The sequence below is a fragment of the Roseiflexus sp. RS-1 genome (assembly GCF_000016665.1).
In the GTDB taxonomy this organism is placed as follows: domain Bacteria; phylum Chloroflexota; class Chloroflexia; order Chloroflexales; family Roseiflexaceae; genus Roseiflexus.
Genome location: NC_009523.1, coordinates 998,119 through 1,011,718 on the forward strand (window position 1 = coordinate 998,119; position 13,600 = coordinate 1,011,718).

Sequence of the window (13,600 nt, forward strand, 5' to 3'; positions counted from 1 at the left end):
CTACACCGCAGCATCAATGAACTTGTACCCGACGCCACGCACGGTCTGAATGAGCGGCACACCGGCGACCGCTTCCAGTTTCCGCCGCACCTGACCGACATACACGTCCACCACGCGATCAGTGCCGTAGAAGTTGTCGCCCCACACCAGATCGAGGATCTGCTCGCGACTCAACACCCTGCCGTGGCGTCGCGCCAGCGCCAGCAATACGTCAAACTCGGTGGTGGTCAGGTCGATTGCCTGATCGCCCACATAGACTTCACGCCGCTCCGGGTCGATCCGCAGGTGCGCAAAGCGCAGGGTGGCGTCGATCACTGGCGATGCAGAGCGACGACGACGCAGAATGGCTTCGATGCGCGCAACCAGTTCGCGCGGGCTGAATGGCTTGATGACGTAATCATCGGCGCCAATGCGCAATCCTGCAACCCGGTCGCTCTCTTCGCTCCGCGCTGTGAGCATGATGATGAAGACGTCCGATTCCTGACGGAGGCGTGCAGCCACTTCCATCCCGTCCATCCCCGGCAGGTTGAGATCGAGAATGACCAGATCGGGACGCTCGCGACGCGCCAGTTCCACCCCCTCCGGTCCGTTATCCGCCAGCAGCACGCGAAAACCCGCCTGTTCGAGATAGGCGCGCGCGACGGTGCGGATGCTGGCTTCGTCCTCAATGATCAGGATTGTTGCGTTCATGTCTGTCGTCAGCGGTCGCTCCGAGCCGTCCTCCCGAAATACGAAAGAGCAGGTAGTCGAACGTATTGCCCATCAGGTTTCCCACCCGGATCATCCGTAACACTGCCTCGATTGCCCCGGCGCGGAGAACGCCGTACTCACAGATCAGGCGTTCACGCGCCGTCGCTTCTGGCATTGCATCAGTCTCCGCCCAGTGGTACGCATATGCCAGCGCCGGCGCTTCGTCGGGCGGGCAGTCGTCCAGGGTCTGATTCAGAATCCGGGCGATCTCGGCGTTCGATACGCCAGCCGCCAGCGCCATCCGGGTGTGGGCGAACGAGCAGTAGCGGCAGCGGTTGACCGCAGTGACCGCCAGCATCAGACGCTCGCGGAATGTCGGTGAGAGCAGGGTGCGCGCCAGCCGCAACTGCGCGCGATGCCGGAACAACCAGGCGACATCCGCCAGAAACGGATGCAGACCGGTATAGAAACGGCGAGGAAAGGTCGTCGTGCGGTTCATCGGGTTCCTCCAGACGGCTTGTCCGCGACGATCCAGGCGGAAAAGCGGTCGCGCTCCGCCACCTGCGCGTGCAGTTCCTGCGCTGCCAGCAGGTCACGCACGATTTCCGGCGCCAGGAATGTGCTTCCCATCAGCGCCATACGTTCCGCCAGCGCGACCAGTTTAACCGCCGGGCGATGAATGTCCGGCTCTTCAATAACCAGCCTCCCGCCAGGCGCAAGCACACGCGCCAGTTCGCGCACCGCCGCCTGCTGGTCGAAAAAGTGATGCAGCGCATCGACGACCAGAATGCGGTCGAAGAATCCGTCGCGAAAAGGGAGCCGTTGCACCTGCGCCTGCACCGGATGCAACGTCGATTTTTCGCGGGCGCGTCGCAGCATCTGACGCGACTGATCGCTGATGATCAGACCGCCGACAAATGGGCGCAATCCGGCAGCGACGCGCCCCGTGCCGCCGCCAGCATCGAGCAGCCACCCATCGGTTGGGAGACGCAAGAGCGCTATCAGGCGCGCCGGATCGGGTGAACCGATCAGCCGGTCGTACACCGGCGCCAGAATGTCGAAATGATCGAGCATACTCGTGTGCGTTGTACGGTTATGCCGCCGTTTGAGCCATGATACGACTTCATTGCAAAAATGCATTGCAGATCTTTGGACAATTCTCTGCTCTTGCCCGCACAGGGAGGCTTCGCCTCGCATCGTGCGGGCTAAAGCCCTCCCTGAGCGCGTGGAAGCCCCTGCGGGGCTGGCGTGTCCGTCACCGTTCCCTATGCTGGGGGGCGCCGGGTTGATCCAGCCCACAGGGCTTGCCCGACCTCAGCCAGGGCGTATGGTCTTTGAGGAATTATTCTGTCATAGCCCGTGCAGGCAGGCTTCGCCCTGGATAGCCGGGGGCTGATGGTCTTGGAAGAAAGAATCCGCTACAGCCCGCGCAGGCGGGCTTCGCCCTGATAGCCGAGGGCTTCAGCCCGACGGCACGAGGCGTATACCGGATTAAATGCTCAATCTCCATCAGCCCGATGGCGCAAGGCGCATACCGGAATCATAGCAGTTCTCAGATACGTTGACCCTTGTCCGGATCTGCCGCATAGTGCGAGGCGCTCGCTTGCAGCGACGGGTGCAGCCCCGTCCAACCGGCCTTTGTGAGCGCTGCGCTCCCGCTCTCCGCGCCTTCGCGCCTCGCGTGAGCCGGTCCGATGCACGCGGAGACGCGGAGCACGCGGAGCGATGGCGCACGAGGCGTCTGCTTTCGATGGCATGTGCAACCCTGTCCAACCAGGCCAATCTTTGTGAGAACTGCTATAAATAAGCGCGCCGCCTGGGAGGGTGCCAGGATGCCAGGGTGAAGAGCGGGGAGAGCATCGCCGGTTTGAGGTGTGCTAGCATGCTAGCATATTAGCGTCATGTCCACACGTCGGCTGTGCTCTTCCTCCTCTCATTGTTGAGCGACCGTGATGAACGACGAGAAGAAACAACGGTTCACTATCGACCTGCCGCCGTCGTCGAACCGTGCCCATCAGTCGTGCTGCGATTATGGCGATTGAGCATTTATAGCATTTCTCAGATACATTATTTCAGGTGTTTTCGCCCGGCGATCCCGACGTTCAGTAGTTAACGCTGCACTTTTGTTGTCGGGATGCAACCCTCTACTGTAAAAGTCTCTCCTCGGATGCGCCACCTGGTAAGGTACCATGGCATGATGGTGGAAATGCTACCGACACCATCACAGTATAGCGGATGCTCCGCAGACGGAGGAGTGCAGGATGGCGTGCGTTTTCGGTCCCATCCCTTCACGGCGGCTTGGACGTTCACTGGGGGTCGATCCTGTGCCGCTGAAAACCTGCAACTGGAACTGCGTCTACTGTCAGTTGGGGCGAACACGCCCGCTGACCAACGAGCGTCGCGTGTATGTTCCGCTGCCGGTCATTCTAAACGAACTCGAACAGGCGCTGGCGAACCGCGCTCCTGATGAGATCGACTGGGTCACGATCGTTGGATCGGGCGAGCCGACGCTGCACAGCGAGATTGGGGAACTGATCCGCGCGATCAAGCGCCTGACCACGTTGCCGCTCGCTGTCATTACCAACGGCGCGCTGCTCTACCTGCCCGACGTGCGTGCAGACCTCTGCGCCGCCGATGCGGTGATGCCGACGTTGTCCGCTGGCTCGGCATCGGTCTATCGTGCGCTGCACCGCCCCCATCCAGAGACGACGTTCGAGCGCCTGCTGGAAGGGTTGATCGCATTCCGCGCTGAATACCGCGGGAAATTGTGGGTCGAGGTGATGCTGGTGCGCGGGGTGAACGACTCCGAAGCAGCGTTGCGCGATCTGGCGTCGGCGTTGCAGCGTATTCAGCCCGACCGGATCGACATCACGCTGCCAGAGCGTCCTCCGGCTGAACCATGGGTCGAACCGCCCGATGCTGGCGGGTTGATGCGCGCGACGGCGATACTCGGTGCAGCCGCGCACGTGGTCCACCCGGCGGAAGGAAGTTTTGACCTGCGCGGATATGCCACGCCGGTTGAAGCGATCCTCGCCATCATCGCGCGCCACCCGATGCGTGTCACGGAACTGGAACGCGCACTGACGCGCTGGGCGCCGGATCAGGTGCATGAGGCGCTGCGCACACTCGAAGCGAGTGGTGCAGCCCGGCTGATTGAACGTTACGGTTCACAATTCTGGTGCGCTGCCGATGCCTTCTACGCCCCGGCTGCTCCCGCGCCATGAAAGGGGGTGGCTGCCTCATGAGCGTTGACCGTCCACACGATGTTGCGCTGGAGATCGCAGTATGGGAGGCGCTCCAGCACGTGATCGATCCAGAACCCGGCATCAGCCTGCTCGATCTCGGTCTGGTGCAATCGGTGGCGGTCACGGACGGGCGCGCGATCATCGAACTGGCGCTGACAACGCCGTTCTGCCCGCTTGTTGACGTGATGGAGCATATGGTTCGCGCCGCAGCGCTCGACGTTCCCGGCATCCGGGATGCTGAGGTACGCCTGGTTGATGGACCGTGGAAACCGCCTGCCGCCGCTCCCTGGCGACGCTGGCTCGATGAGACGATGCCACCCTGAGGAGCGGCGGGGAGAGGGGTGATATGAACGACAACGACGTTCTGCTCGATGTCCAGGGGGTGACGCTCGTCCGTGAGGGACGAACCATCCTGCGCGATGTCGATCTCCAGGTGCTGGCGGGAGAGATCCATGCCCTGTTAGGCGTCAACGGCAGCGGGAAATCGAGCCTGGCATACGCAATCATGGGGTGCGCGGAGTACCGTCCCGATACAGGACGGATCGTGTTTGCCGGGCGGGTTGTCAACGATCTGCCAATCTACGAGCGCGCTCGCCTCGGTCTGACGCTTGCCTGGCAGGAACCGGCGCGCTTCGACGGTCTGCCGATCGGTGATTACCTGACGCTCGGACGCCCGACGATGACACGTGAGGAATTGTGGGAGGCGCTGCACGCGGTAGCGCTGGCGCCGGAAGCGTATCTGCCGCGTGCGCTGGATCGAACCCTGAGCGGCGGTGAACGCAAACGGATCGAACTGGCGGCAGTGTACGCCATGCGTCCGCGACTTGCGATTTTTGATGAACCGGATTCGGGGGTCGATGTGTTGAGTTTTGGCGATGTGCAGCACCTGGTGCGGCGCATGGCGCGCATGGGATGCGCCGTGCTGTTAATTACGCACCGCAACGAGATGGCGACAATTGCTGATCGCGCATCGGTGATGCATGCCGGTCAGATCGTCATGACCGGCGCCCCTGAAGAAGCGCGACTGGCTTATCCATAACCGCGCGAGTCCAGGCGCTGCTGCGCAGGGTCTGGACAATCGCGCTGCCTGGAGAGGAGACGACAATGGAGATGCAACAACCGCTCGATGCTGCTGTCGGGCGTGATTCGATAGATTGGACGCGCGAATATCAGGCGATCCTGCGAGCATACGAACAGGCTGGCGGATCACCCGCCGTGTTGCGCGCCGGTCGGGTGGCGGCGCTGGTCGTCAATGCGAACCGCGTGCTTGGCATCATCAACGTGCCGGGAGTGACCATCGATGCCGAACCGTTGTCGGACGGCGTGCAGATGCGGATTGTTGCAGCGCCGGGGGCGTGTCTGGACCGCCCTGTGCATCTCTGCTTCGGCATGCTTCCGGAAACCGGCACGCAGCGGATCATTGCCGAGTATGAGATCGGCGCGGGAGCGCAGGTCGAGTTTCTGGCGCACTGCACCTTCCCCAATGCGCGTGATCTGCAACACACGATGGAAGCGCAGGTGCACGTTGGTGAAGGCGCATGCCTGCGGTACACCGAAGCGCACTACCACGGACCGTATGGCGGGGTGGTGGTTGAAGCATGCGCCGACGTCGCCGTCGCTGCCGGTGGGCGATACTTCAGTACATTCAGCCTGACCCACGGGCGCGTTGGTCGATTGCTGATCGACTATACCGCCGATGTGGATGATTCGGGCGTGGTCGATCTCGCGTCGATGGTGTATGGCACGGGGAACGACGATATCGAGGTGCGCGAAGCGGTGCGTCTCAACGGACGCGGGGCGCGCGGACTGGCGAAGACGCGCATTGCCGTGCGCGACCAGGCGCACAGTCGGGTCTTCACCACAGCCGAAGGCAATGCGCCCGGCACACGCGGGCATATGGACTGCGCCGAGATCGTTCGGGGCAACGCCGTGGCGAAGAATGTGCCGACGGTGATTGTTCGCAACGATGGCGCGCACGTCACCCACGAAGCGGCAATCGGATCGGTCAACCAGAAGGAACTCGAAACCCTGATGGCGCGTGGTCTCGACGAAGATACGGCGGTAGACGTGATCATTCGCGGGATGCTGGGGCAATTGTAATCGGTACTGCTTGCTCAATGGCAAACTGATGAGTTTCGCGGCTTGAGCCTCTCCAAGAGCTTGTGCATTGTAATCGGTACTGCTTGCTCAATGGCAAACTGATGAGCGCAGGACTGAAATAAATTTCGGTCAACGTGCAGGCGCGGAGCAGGGGCGGAGACCTGACAGGTGCGGGTTTTTGGGGAATCCCCTGCGTGCCATCTCCTGTTTCAGGCATCAGGATGCCCAAACACCCCCTTCTCCCCTTGTGGGAGAAGGGGGTTGGGGGGATGAGGGGCAAAGCCCCCAGAGGGTGCAGGAATGCGCTGCACGCGGGCGCGACGCCCGCGCTCCCGTGATTCGAGGGCGCGACGCTCGCGCTCCCAGGGCTGCACGCAAGCGCGACGCTCGCGCTCCCAGGGGTGCAGGGCGGCGCTACACGCAGCCGAGCGCCTGCATCGCCTGATGCGTGCTCAGATAGACCCGTTCCGCACCGAGGTGCTCGATAAATCCGGCGCGTTGCAGTTGATCCATCACCGGTCCTTTGATATCCGCCAGGTGCAGCTCGACCCCGGCGGCGCGCAACTCGTGGAGCAGCGATTCCAGCGTCTCCATCGCGCTGGCGTCGATGAAGTTGATCGCCGAACCGATCAGCACCAGATGCTTCACTTCCGGTCGTTCGGCGACGATCCGCAGCAATGTGTCTTCCAGGTAGCGCGTATTGGCGAAGTAGAGGCTTTCATCGACCCGCACTGCCACGACGTGCGGGCAGGTCTGCACCTGATGTCGCAACACATTGCGGAAGTGTTCGCTCTGACCGACCCGTCCGACGATTGCGATGTGCGGGCGACTGGTGCGCCAGAGGAAGAGAAGCAGCGACAACGCGACCCCCGTCAGGATGCCGGCTTCGATGCCGGACAGGAGCACAACGGCGAATGTTACGCCCCACGTCAGCGCATCGGTGCGGTTCATGCGCCAGATGCGCAGCGCTTCGCCCGGCTTGAACAGGCTCAGCACCGCGACAATGACGGTTGCCGCCAGCACCGCCTGCGGCAGGTAGTAGAACAGCGGCGTGAACCAGAGAACGATCACGCCGATACTGGCTGCCGTCACCAGCGACGCCAGACCGGTGACGGCGCCCGCCTGGTCGTTCACCACCGAGCGGGCAAATCCGCCGGTGACCAGATAGCCGCCGGTGATGCTGGCCGTCACATTCGCAGCGCCGAGCGCCACCAGTTCCTGATCCGGATCGATCGCCTTGCGCCGCTTACTTGCCAGCGCCCTGGCGACTGCAATCGATTCGACGACGCTGATGAACACAATCGTCAGCGCAGTCGGCATCAGCGCCTGCGCATCGGCGATGCTGAGCGACGGCAGCGTGAATGGTGCAAACCCCTGCGGGATCGCGCCAACCACCCGCACCCCGGCAGTCTCGTTCAGTCGCCAGAGCCACGCCGCCAGAATGCCGAGCACCACGGTCAGCAGCGGCGCGCCGCTGACGATCAGGGTCACGGCGGCGGACGGCAGGCGTGTGCGCTGTTGCAGGAATGGCTTCAGCCATGATCGGAACAGCAGCAGCAGGATCATACTGCCCAACCCGACAGCCAGCGTCGCCGGATTGGTCTGGCTTGCGCCGGTGATGGCGCTCAGAACCACCTCGTGAAAGCGTTCACCCTCGATCCGGTAGCCGAGGAGATACTTCAACTGCCCGGCAGCGATGATCAATGCCGACGCCGAGGTGAACCCCGCCAGCACCGGGTGCGACACGAAGTTCATCAGAAAGCCGAGACGCAACACCCCCAGCAGCAGTTTGACCATCCCGACGATGAATGCCAGCAGCAGCACCAGTTCCAGGTAGCGCGGACTGCCCGGCTCAGCGAGCGCACTGACGCCGGCAAAGACCGCCAGCGATGTGATGGCGACTGGACCGACCGATAGTTGCCCGGAGGTGCCGAGCAGCGCATAGACCGCCAGCGGCGCAACGGAAGCGTACAACCCGATCTGCGGCGGCAGACCGGCGAGCTGCGCATACGCCATGCTCTGCGGAATGAGCATGATTGCCGTCACCAGACCGGCGACCAGATCGCTGGGCAGGTCATCGCGCCGGTAATGCAGCAGCCAGTTGAGAAACGGAAGATAACGCCGCAGACCAGAACCGGTCAGCGGCGTTTTGAGCGACGGCGAAACAGCCATACTGGTTCCGTTATTGCGCGTTACCGACCGGATTCGGCAGCAACGCGCTCAAAATAATCGTCGGCACAAAAAGCGAACGTTTCCATCGCCTCATCGTCATAGCCGGCTGCGCGCAGCGCAGATTCCGCTTCTTCGCGGCGCCATCCGTCGTAGACGATGCGATCAAGCATCCACATAAGAGCGACGCGCGTCGCCGAACGGCAGTGCAAAAACACGCGCCCCTGCACCGACTGCATCACCTGGTGATACTGTTCCAGATGATCCGGTTCCAACTCGTAGACCGGCAAGGGCAGATGGATATACTGCAACCCGACCGCCTCGGCATTGCGCTGCTGAACTGCGGCGCGCTCCGGGTCGGAACGCATATTGACCACCACCTGAAACCCTTCCGCCGCCAGCGCCGCCCAATCATCCGGTTGCGGTTGTCCGGCAAGCGTCAGGCGTTCATCTATATCGAAGCGAATGAGCGCAGCCTTTTGCGCCGCGATCAATTCCGCCTCATTGATACACTTTGGCATATGAATTCGTCGTCCTGCAATGCTATCAGATAAAGAGCGTCACTTTGGCGCGGGTCGCATCACCCAGGAATGTCGCCACGCCGCCGTGCTCCAGACCATCGACCAGTTCCTCGTCGCGCACGCCGAGCAGTTCGCGCGACATATCGCACACGACCATCCGCACCCCCAGTTCCCTTGCCAGGTTGAACAACTCCTCAACCGACATCACGCCATGATCGTGCATCAATTTGCGGATGATCTGCGCGCCTGCGCCGAAGAAGTTCATCTGCGACAATCCCATCTGCCCCAGACCCGCCGGCAGCATGGCGGCAAATCCCTGCTCCAGCAGGTTCTTCCCGGCGAACACCTTCTGCTTCTTCACCGCATTCAAACCCCAGAAGGTGAAGAACATCGACGTCTCCAGTCCCACCGAAGCGGCGCCGGTGGCAATGATCAGCGCGGCAATCGCTTTATCCAGGTCGCCGGAAAAGACGACCATCGCCAGGCGATCCTCGATGCTCTGTGCAGGATGCGCTTCGAGCGCGGCGACGCGCGCCTCGAGCGCGGCGATTCGTTCGAGCAGCGCAACGGTCTCACTCTCACGTCCAGTCGTTGTCTCTGTGACGGTCATACTCATCCCCCTCTGTGATGATAACGAACCGGTTCTCAGTATTCTCCTCAAGCGGTGCGCCGCAGGTAGTGGACGTAGAGTTCCTGCCCGCCTTCGTGAATGACTTCCTGGGCGATGAGTTCGATATTCTTCGCGGCTTTGACCCAGCCCTGAAAGTCGGCGACCGAGCCGCGGTCGGTGGCAATGACGCGCAGCACCTGCCCGACCGGCAGTTCGGTCATCGCCTTGCGGCTCTTGACGAGTGGCATCGGGCATTTTGCACCCTTGACATCGAGCGTCTGATGATATGTCAGTTCCACAAGATTATGCTCCTTTCCAGTGATATATTGGCGCTACTTTGCGAGCGCGCACACATTCTTGCCCAGTTCCAGTTCTTCCGCCTCCGCCTCGGACGGGATGCGCAAACCGATGTTCACGCGCTTGATCTCGACATACTGCGGCGGAAATTCTGGTAAATTGCCGAGAACAAACGAACGAAACTCCTCCTCCGACGCCAGGTGCAACAGGGATGTGTTCGTTTGCCGGACGACACCCCACGGCGCTGCTACCCGCCCCGCTTCGTCGGCTTCATCGAGTGTCGAGAAGTGCGCCGGCAGGATCAGGGTTGCATCATCGAGATACGGCGGCAGGCGGCGCGTCATGCTCTCGTACAGGAGCGGCGTCCAGGCTTCACCCTTGCCACCGAGATCAGGGCGACCAAACGAGCGCAGGAAGATGCCGTCGCCGGTGAACAAGCCGCGGAAACCATCAGGCGCAACCGCCAGAATGTTCACCTGCCCCAGTGTATGCCCCGGATACCAGATCATCCGCAGTTCAACGCGCCCGATCTGGAATACCTGTCCATCGTCGAGCGCCGTGTATGGGATGACCGCCGGCAGCATATCGATCGGATGGATCGCATCGTAGGGGTGGACATAGTACGGCGCGCCGGTCTCGCGGTTCAACGCCGGTCCGCCGCTGATATGGTCGGCGTGCACGTGGGTATCGAAGATATGCGTCAGACGCGCGCCGTGCGCCGCAATCGCCTCCAGGTAGGGCGCCGTATGGCGTAGCGGATCGATCACTGCCGCAGCGCCGTCGCTGATGACGATAAAACTGACATCGCCGCGCGCCGGGCGCGCCACCTGAACGATTCGACCCCAGGGAGCGACGACAATATCGCGCGTATCGTAGAGATGCCCCCAACTCAGAATGCCGCCCGCCAGATACGAGGCATTGACGCCCCGTGCGCGCAGCAGATCGGCGACGAACTGCGATGAACCTTCCTTTGCGCAAACCACCAGCACCTCGCGGTCGGCAGGAACGCGAGCAACAGCGCCATCTTCATCTTCAATGAAGTTGTAGTATGGAATGTTCTCAACCGTCAATCCGGCGCGTCCTTCGATCCGCCAGCGCGCGAAGTCGTCCGGGTTGCGCACGTCGAGAATATATGGCGCGGTATTGCGCAAAAGTGCATCGTAGAGTGTGGCGGCGGTCATTACTGGCGTTTGGGTTTGGGTTTCTGGTACGGTCATAGTTAAAACCTCGCACCGATATTCACAAAGAATCTTGCAACACCAGTGTATGCCGCCAGCGTAAGGATTGTTGAAGAGCATTGTAAGAATCCGGTAAGGAAACGGGGCTTGCAGGAGATCGTGCGTTGGCGGGGTGGTGCGCAGGCGACGGAGTGCTACGCTGTGAAGATCAGGAATATGTAGCAGTTCTCAGATATGTTGACCGTTGTCTGGGTCTGCCATGGCGTGCAAGGCGCTCGCTTCTGGTGAAGTGTAGACCGAAATTATGGTCTTTGAAGAAATAATCCGCGCTAACCCGCGCAGGCGGACTTCGCATTCCATAGCCGAGGGCTTATGGTCTTTGAAGAAATAATTCGGTATAGCCCGCGCAGGCGGGCTTTGCCCTGCATAGCCGAGGGCTTTAGCCCGACGGCTAGCGCGGTATAGCGGAATAAATGATCAATCTCCATCAGCCCCACGGCAAGGACGAATACCGGATTTAATGCTCAATCTTCATCAACCCCACGGCAAGGACGAATACCGGTTTAATGCTCAATCTTCATTAGTCCCACGGCCAGTCTGGTATACCGGATTTAATGCTCAATGTCGATGTGCAACCGCTCAGCGTTGAGGTCGCTTTGTTCATCGATCAAACGTCGTTTTCTGAATTTCGTAGATCGCAGGTAACTACTCAGGCTGACTTGCGTTCAGCGATTGAAATCGCCTCTGGAAGGCTTTTAGCCGGGCGTCCACCTGCGTGGACGCTGCCACGGCGACCGCATAGGCGGTCGCCCGGCGCGAAGCGTCCTCTCAGGCGCGGTTTCAACCGCATGCCTGAGCAGTTACGATCGCAGACCATATACGGAACAGCCCGCACCCATTCTGATATACGTTCTCCGACGACGTGACAACCCATTCGCGTATAAAAAGGTGTTGCGTTTGGGTCAGCATCCAGTTCGAGATGATCAGCGCCGGATAGTTGTGCCTGTTTGATTGCATGCTCGAATAGTTTTCTGCCAATATCTTTACCGATGTAATCTGGCAATACCCATAAATCTTCCAAAACTACAGCGCTCACTCCTTTTCTGGCGCTGATACACGCCCACCTGAACTGGCGACCTCAACAATCGTCAGAAGAACTGTACCACGATGGGGCGTGGAGGACCGTTGAGGTCACGTTCAACCAGACGAGGTGGCGACCTCAACGGTCGTGCCGGGCAGGATGGCTGCACTGCGATGGAGGTTCAGGGGAAAACCATTACGGTCGCGTTCAACCGTCCATCTTCACCTCTTTCCCTGCGGCTGCCGAGCGATAGGCAGCGTCGAGCAGGCGCAGCACTGTCAGCCCCTCGGCGCCCGTTGCGAGCGGTGCGCCTTCGCCGCGACAGGCGGCGACAAAGTGGCGGAACCCTTCCGCCCACGCCCATTCTTTCTTCGGTATATCGGGCATGATCTCAACTGGCACGCCATCTTCGGCGCGGTAGATCCGCAACGGATGGTCCCTGCCGTACAGATCGGGGAAGTAATCCGCACCCGCCAGATCGCCAGCAATCTGAATACGCTCTTCGTTGCGCGCGTGGATCGCCCAGGTGACCTCAATCGTCACCAACCCGCCATTTGCCAGGCGCAGATGGATCGCCGCCAGGTCGTCCACATCGAATATTCCGCCCGGCACGCGGTCGGCGCCCCATCCGCCGAGTCCGCGCTCGTAGGGTCCGTGGACTGCCTGGATCTCGCCGCGCACTGCGCTGACCGGCGGGAACCCCAGGATCCAGTACACCATGTCGAGCATGTGCACGCCAATATCCATCGTTGCGCCGCCGCCAGCAAGTTCTTTGCGCGTAAACCACGAGCCGTAGCCGGGAATGCCGTTGCGCCGCAGCATGCGCCCCAGCGCATAGGTGATGTTGCCAAACCGTCCTGCCTGCGCCATCTGGCGGAGCATCAGGATTTCAGGTCGCGGACGGTTACTCATGTTGACGGCGAGTATCCTGCCGGCTTTTTCGGCAGCAGCAACCATTGCCTCACCGTCCTCGACACTGGTTGCCAGCGGTTTCTCACATAGCACGTGCTTCCCTGCTTCCAATGCCGCAATTGCGACGGGCGCATGAAACACGTTCGGAACCGCAATCGTGATCGCATCAACCTCGTCCAGCGCAATCAGATCACGGTAGTCGGCAAAAACGTGAGGGATGTGGAACTTTGCGGCGACCTCCTGCGCACGCGCCAGGTTCGTGTCGCAGATCGCCGTCACCTGGACGCCGGGTATCGCCTGGAGTGAGGGAACATGACCGTGAACAACGACCGCGCCGGCGCCGACGACGCCAATGCGAAGAGGGGTGGACATACGTGTTCCTTCCTGTTGTCAGATGCGGCGCAGGCTCAACCCGCGAACGGATTGCCGCTGCGCCGGGTGCGAACGACATCCCGGCTATCTTACCACGAGGCAATCGATCTGATGACCACATACTCCCGGTCCTCGTATTCCCCTCACACGATGGGCTGGTGTCGTCTGCCGGTTGTTTCTCCGGTTGGGATCGGGTAGAATGGTAGAGGGAAGAGAGTTCCGCAATTGCACCTCTGAGGACACTGCTATGCGCACGATTTTCTGGCTCGTCATTATCGCCGGTATCGCCATCTGGACGCTCGCATTGCAACGTGAACTTGCGACAGTGCGAAAACACCGCGCGATGTACCGTGAAGCAGCTGTGCGGATGGAGCGGCGCCTGCACGAATTGAGCCGGACGCTCTCGTTGTAACTCCACAGACACG

The 13,600-nt window shown here is 61.2% G+C and carries 15 protein-coding genes; 5 read left to right on the plus strand and 10 right to left on the minus strand.

The annotated features are described in order from the left end of the window. The 3 genes from ROSERS_RS04175 to ROSERS_RS04185 are packed head-to-tail and all read right to left on the minus strand — an operon-like array spanning position 1 to position 1,764. Complete coding sequence (locus ROSERS_RS04175; RefSeq protein WP_011955573.1) at positions 1-690, minus strand: response regulator transcription factor; 690 nt, start codon at positions 688-690, stop codon at positions 1-3. Continuing rightward, positions 665-1,189 carry a carboxymuconolactone decarboxylase family protein gene (locus ROSERS_RS04180; protein ID WP_011955574.1) on the minus strand — a complete coding sequence of 175 codons (525 nt, stop codon included), beginning with the start codon at positions 1,187-1,189 and terminating at the stop codon, positions 665-667. Before ROSERS_RS04180 ends, ROSERS_RS04175 begins: the two co-directional genes overlap by 26 nt. Beyond that, positions 1,186-1,764 carry a class I SAM-dependent methyltransferase gene (locus tag ROSERS_RS04185; RefSeq protein ID WP_049767463.1) on the minus strand — a complete coding sequence of 193 codons (579 nt, stop codon included), beginning with the start codon at positions 1,762-1,764 and terminating at the stop codon, positions 1,186-1,188. Before ROSERS_RS04185 ends, ROSERS_RS04180 begins: the two co-directional genes overlap by 4 nt. A gap of 1,187 nt (positions 1,765-2,951) precedes the next feature. Between ROSERS_RS04185 and ROSERS_RS04190 the strand changes: the two genes are divergently transcribed. From ROSERS_RS04190 to ROSERS_RS04205, 4 genes are all read left to right on the plus strand, one after another. Next, positions 2,952-3,914 carry a radical SAM protein gene (locus ROSERS_RS04190; RefSeq protein ID WP_011955576.1) on the plus strand — a complete coding sequence of 321 codons (963 nt, stop codon included), beginning with the start codon at positions 2,952-2,954 and terminating at the stop codon, positions 3,912-3,914. A gap of 17 nt (positions 3,915-3,931) precedes the next feature. Next, positions 3,932-4,258 (plus strand): metal-sulfur cluster assembly factor, encoded by a 327-nt coding sequence (locus tag ROSERS_RS04195; protein WP_011955577.1) that lies wholly within the window; start codon positions 3,932-3,934, stop codon positions 4,256-4,258. A gap of 23 nt (positions 4,259-4,281) precedes the next feature. Further along, positions 4,282-4,974 (plus strand): ATP-binding cassette domain-containing protein, encoded by a 693-nt coding sequence (locus tag ROSERS_RS04200; protein WP_011955578.1) that lies wholly within the window; start codon positions 4,282-4,284, stop codon positions 4,972-4,974. A 65-nt stretch (positions 4,975-5,039) separates the two neighbouring features. Beyond that, a complete protein-coding gene (locus tag ROSERS_RS04205) occupies positions 5,040-6,035 on the plus strand; it encodes a SufB/SufD family protein (RefSeq protein ID WP_011955579.1) in 996 nt (331 codons plus the stop codon). A 414-nt stretch (positions 6,036-6,449) separates the two neighbouring features. Here the strand turns inward: ROSERS_RS04205 and ROSERS_RS04210 are convergent, their stop codons facing one another. From ROSERS_RS04210 to ROSERS_RS04235, 7 genes are all read right to left on the minus strand, one after another. Further along, positions 6,450-8,207 (minus strand): SulP family inorganic anion transporter, encoded by a 1,758-nt coding sequence (locus ROSERS_RS04210; protein WP_011955580.1) that lies wholly within the window; start codon positions 8,205-8,207, stop codon positions 6,450-6,452. A gap of 20 nt (positions 8,208-8,227) precedes the next feature. After that, on the minus strand, positions 8,228-8,725 hold the full coding sequence (locus ROSERS_RS04215) for a beta-lactamase hydrolase domain-containing protein (RefSeq protein ID WP_011955581.1): 498 nt from the start codon (positions 8,723-8,725) through the stop codon (positions 8,228-8,230). A gap of 25 nt (positions 8,726-8,750) precedes the next feature. Then, on the minus strand, positions 8,751-9,341 hold the full coding sequence (locus tag ROSERS_RS04220) for a DsrE/DsrF/DrsH-like family protein (protein ID WP_011955582.1): 591 nt from the start codon (positions 9,339-9,341) through the stop codon (positions 8,751-8,753). A 41-nt stretch (positions 9,342-9,382) separates the two neighbouring features. Beyond that, on the minus strand, positions 9,383-9,634 hold the full coding sequence (locus ROSERS_RS04225; protein ID WP_011955583.1) for a sulfurtransferase TusA family protein: 252 nt from the start codon (positions 9,632-9,634) through the stop codon (positions 9,383-9,385). A gap of 33 nt (positions 9,635-9,667) precedes the next feature. After that, a complete protein-coding gene (locus tag ROSERS_RS04230) occupies positions 9,668-10,849 on the minus strand; it encodes an MBL fold metallo-hydrolase (protein WP_011955584.1) in 1,182 nt (393 codons plus the stop codon). Between the two features lie 670 nt (positions 10,850-11,519). Continuing rightward, entirely contained in the window at positions 11,520-11,891 is a 372-nt protein-coding gene (locus ROSERS_RS24705) for a GNAT family N-acetyltransferase (RefSeq protein WP_198136355.1), read from the minus strand. A 207-nt stretch (positions 11,892-12,098) separates the two neighbouring features. Further along, complete coding sequence (locus ROSERS_RS04235; RefSeq protein WP_011955585.1) at positions 12,099-13,175, minus strand: Gfo/Idh/MocA family protein; 1,077 nt, start codon at positions 13,173-13,175, stop codon at positions 12,099-12,101. A gap of 247 nt (positions 13,176-13,422) precedes the next feature. Here ROSERS_RS04235 and ROSERS_RS25815 point away from each other — a divergent pair, with 247 nt between their 5' ends. After that, the gene (locus tag ROSERS_RS25815; protein ID WP_157040965.1) at positions 13,423-13,587 is read left to right on the plus strand and encodes a hypothetical protein; all 165 of its coding nucleotides are present in this window, start codon (positions 13,423-13,425) and stop codon (positions 13,585-13,587) included. The last annotated feature ends 13 nt before the right edge of the window (positions 13,588-13,600 follow it).

Coding starts and splice junctions, on each gene's coding strand:
- ROSERS_RS04200 (WP_011955578.1), top strand. CDS start 4,282: ATGAACGACAACGACGTTCTGCTCGATGTCCAGGGGGTGACGCTCGTC.
- ROSERS_RS04220 (WP_011955582.1), bottom strand. CDS start 9,341: ATGAGTATGACCGTCACAGAGACAACGACTGGACGTGAGAGTGAGACC.
- ROSERS_RS04180 (WP_011955574.1), bottom strand. CDS start 1,189: ATGAACCGCACGACGACCTTTCCTCGCCGTTTCTATACCGGTCTGCAT.
- ROSERS_RS04230 (WP_011955584.1), bottom strand. CDS start 10,849: ATGACCGTACCAGAAACCCAAACCCAAACGCCAGTAATGACCGCCGCC.
- ROSERS_RS04185 (WP_049767463.1), bottom strand. CDS start 1,764: ATGCTCGATCATTTCGACATTCTGGCGCCGGTGTACGACCGGCTGATC.
- ROSERS_RS04190 (WP_011955576.1), top strand. CDS start 2,952: ATGGCGTGCGTTTTCGGTCCCATCCCTTCACGGCGGCTTGGACGTTCA.
- ROSERS_RS04205 (WP_011955579.1), top strand. CDS start 5,040: ATGGAGATGCAACAACCGCTCGATGCTGCTGTCGGGCGTGATTCGATA.
- ROSERS_RS04175 (WP_011955573.1), bottom strand. CDS start 690: ATGAACGCAACAATCCTGATCATTGAGGACGAAGCCAGCATCCGCACC.
- ROSERS_RS04195 (WP_011955577.1), top strand. CDS start 3,932: ATGAGCGTTGACCGTCCACACGATGTTGCGCTGGAGATCGCAGTATGG.
- ROSERS_RS04215 (WP_011955581.1), bottom strand. CDS start 8,725: ATGCCAAAGTGTATCAATGAGGCGGAATTGATCGCGGCGCAAAAGGCT.
- ROSERS_RS04210 (WP_011955580.1), bottom strand. CDS start 8,207: ATGGCTGTTTCGCCGTCGCTCAAAACGCCGCTGACCGGTTCTGGTCTG.
- ROSERS_RS25815 (WP_157040965.1), top strand. CDS start 13,423: ATGCGCACGATTTTCTGGCTCGTCATTATCGCCGGTATCGCCATCTGG.
- ROSERS_RS04235 (WP_011955585.1), bottom strand. CDS start 13,175: ATGTCCACCCCTCTTCGCATTGGCGTCGTCGGCGCCGGCGCGGTCGTT.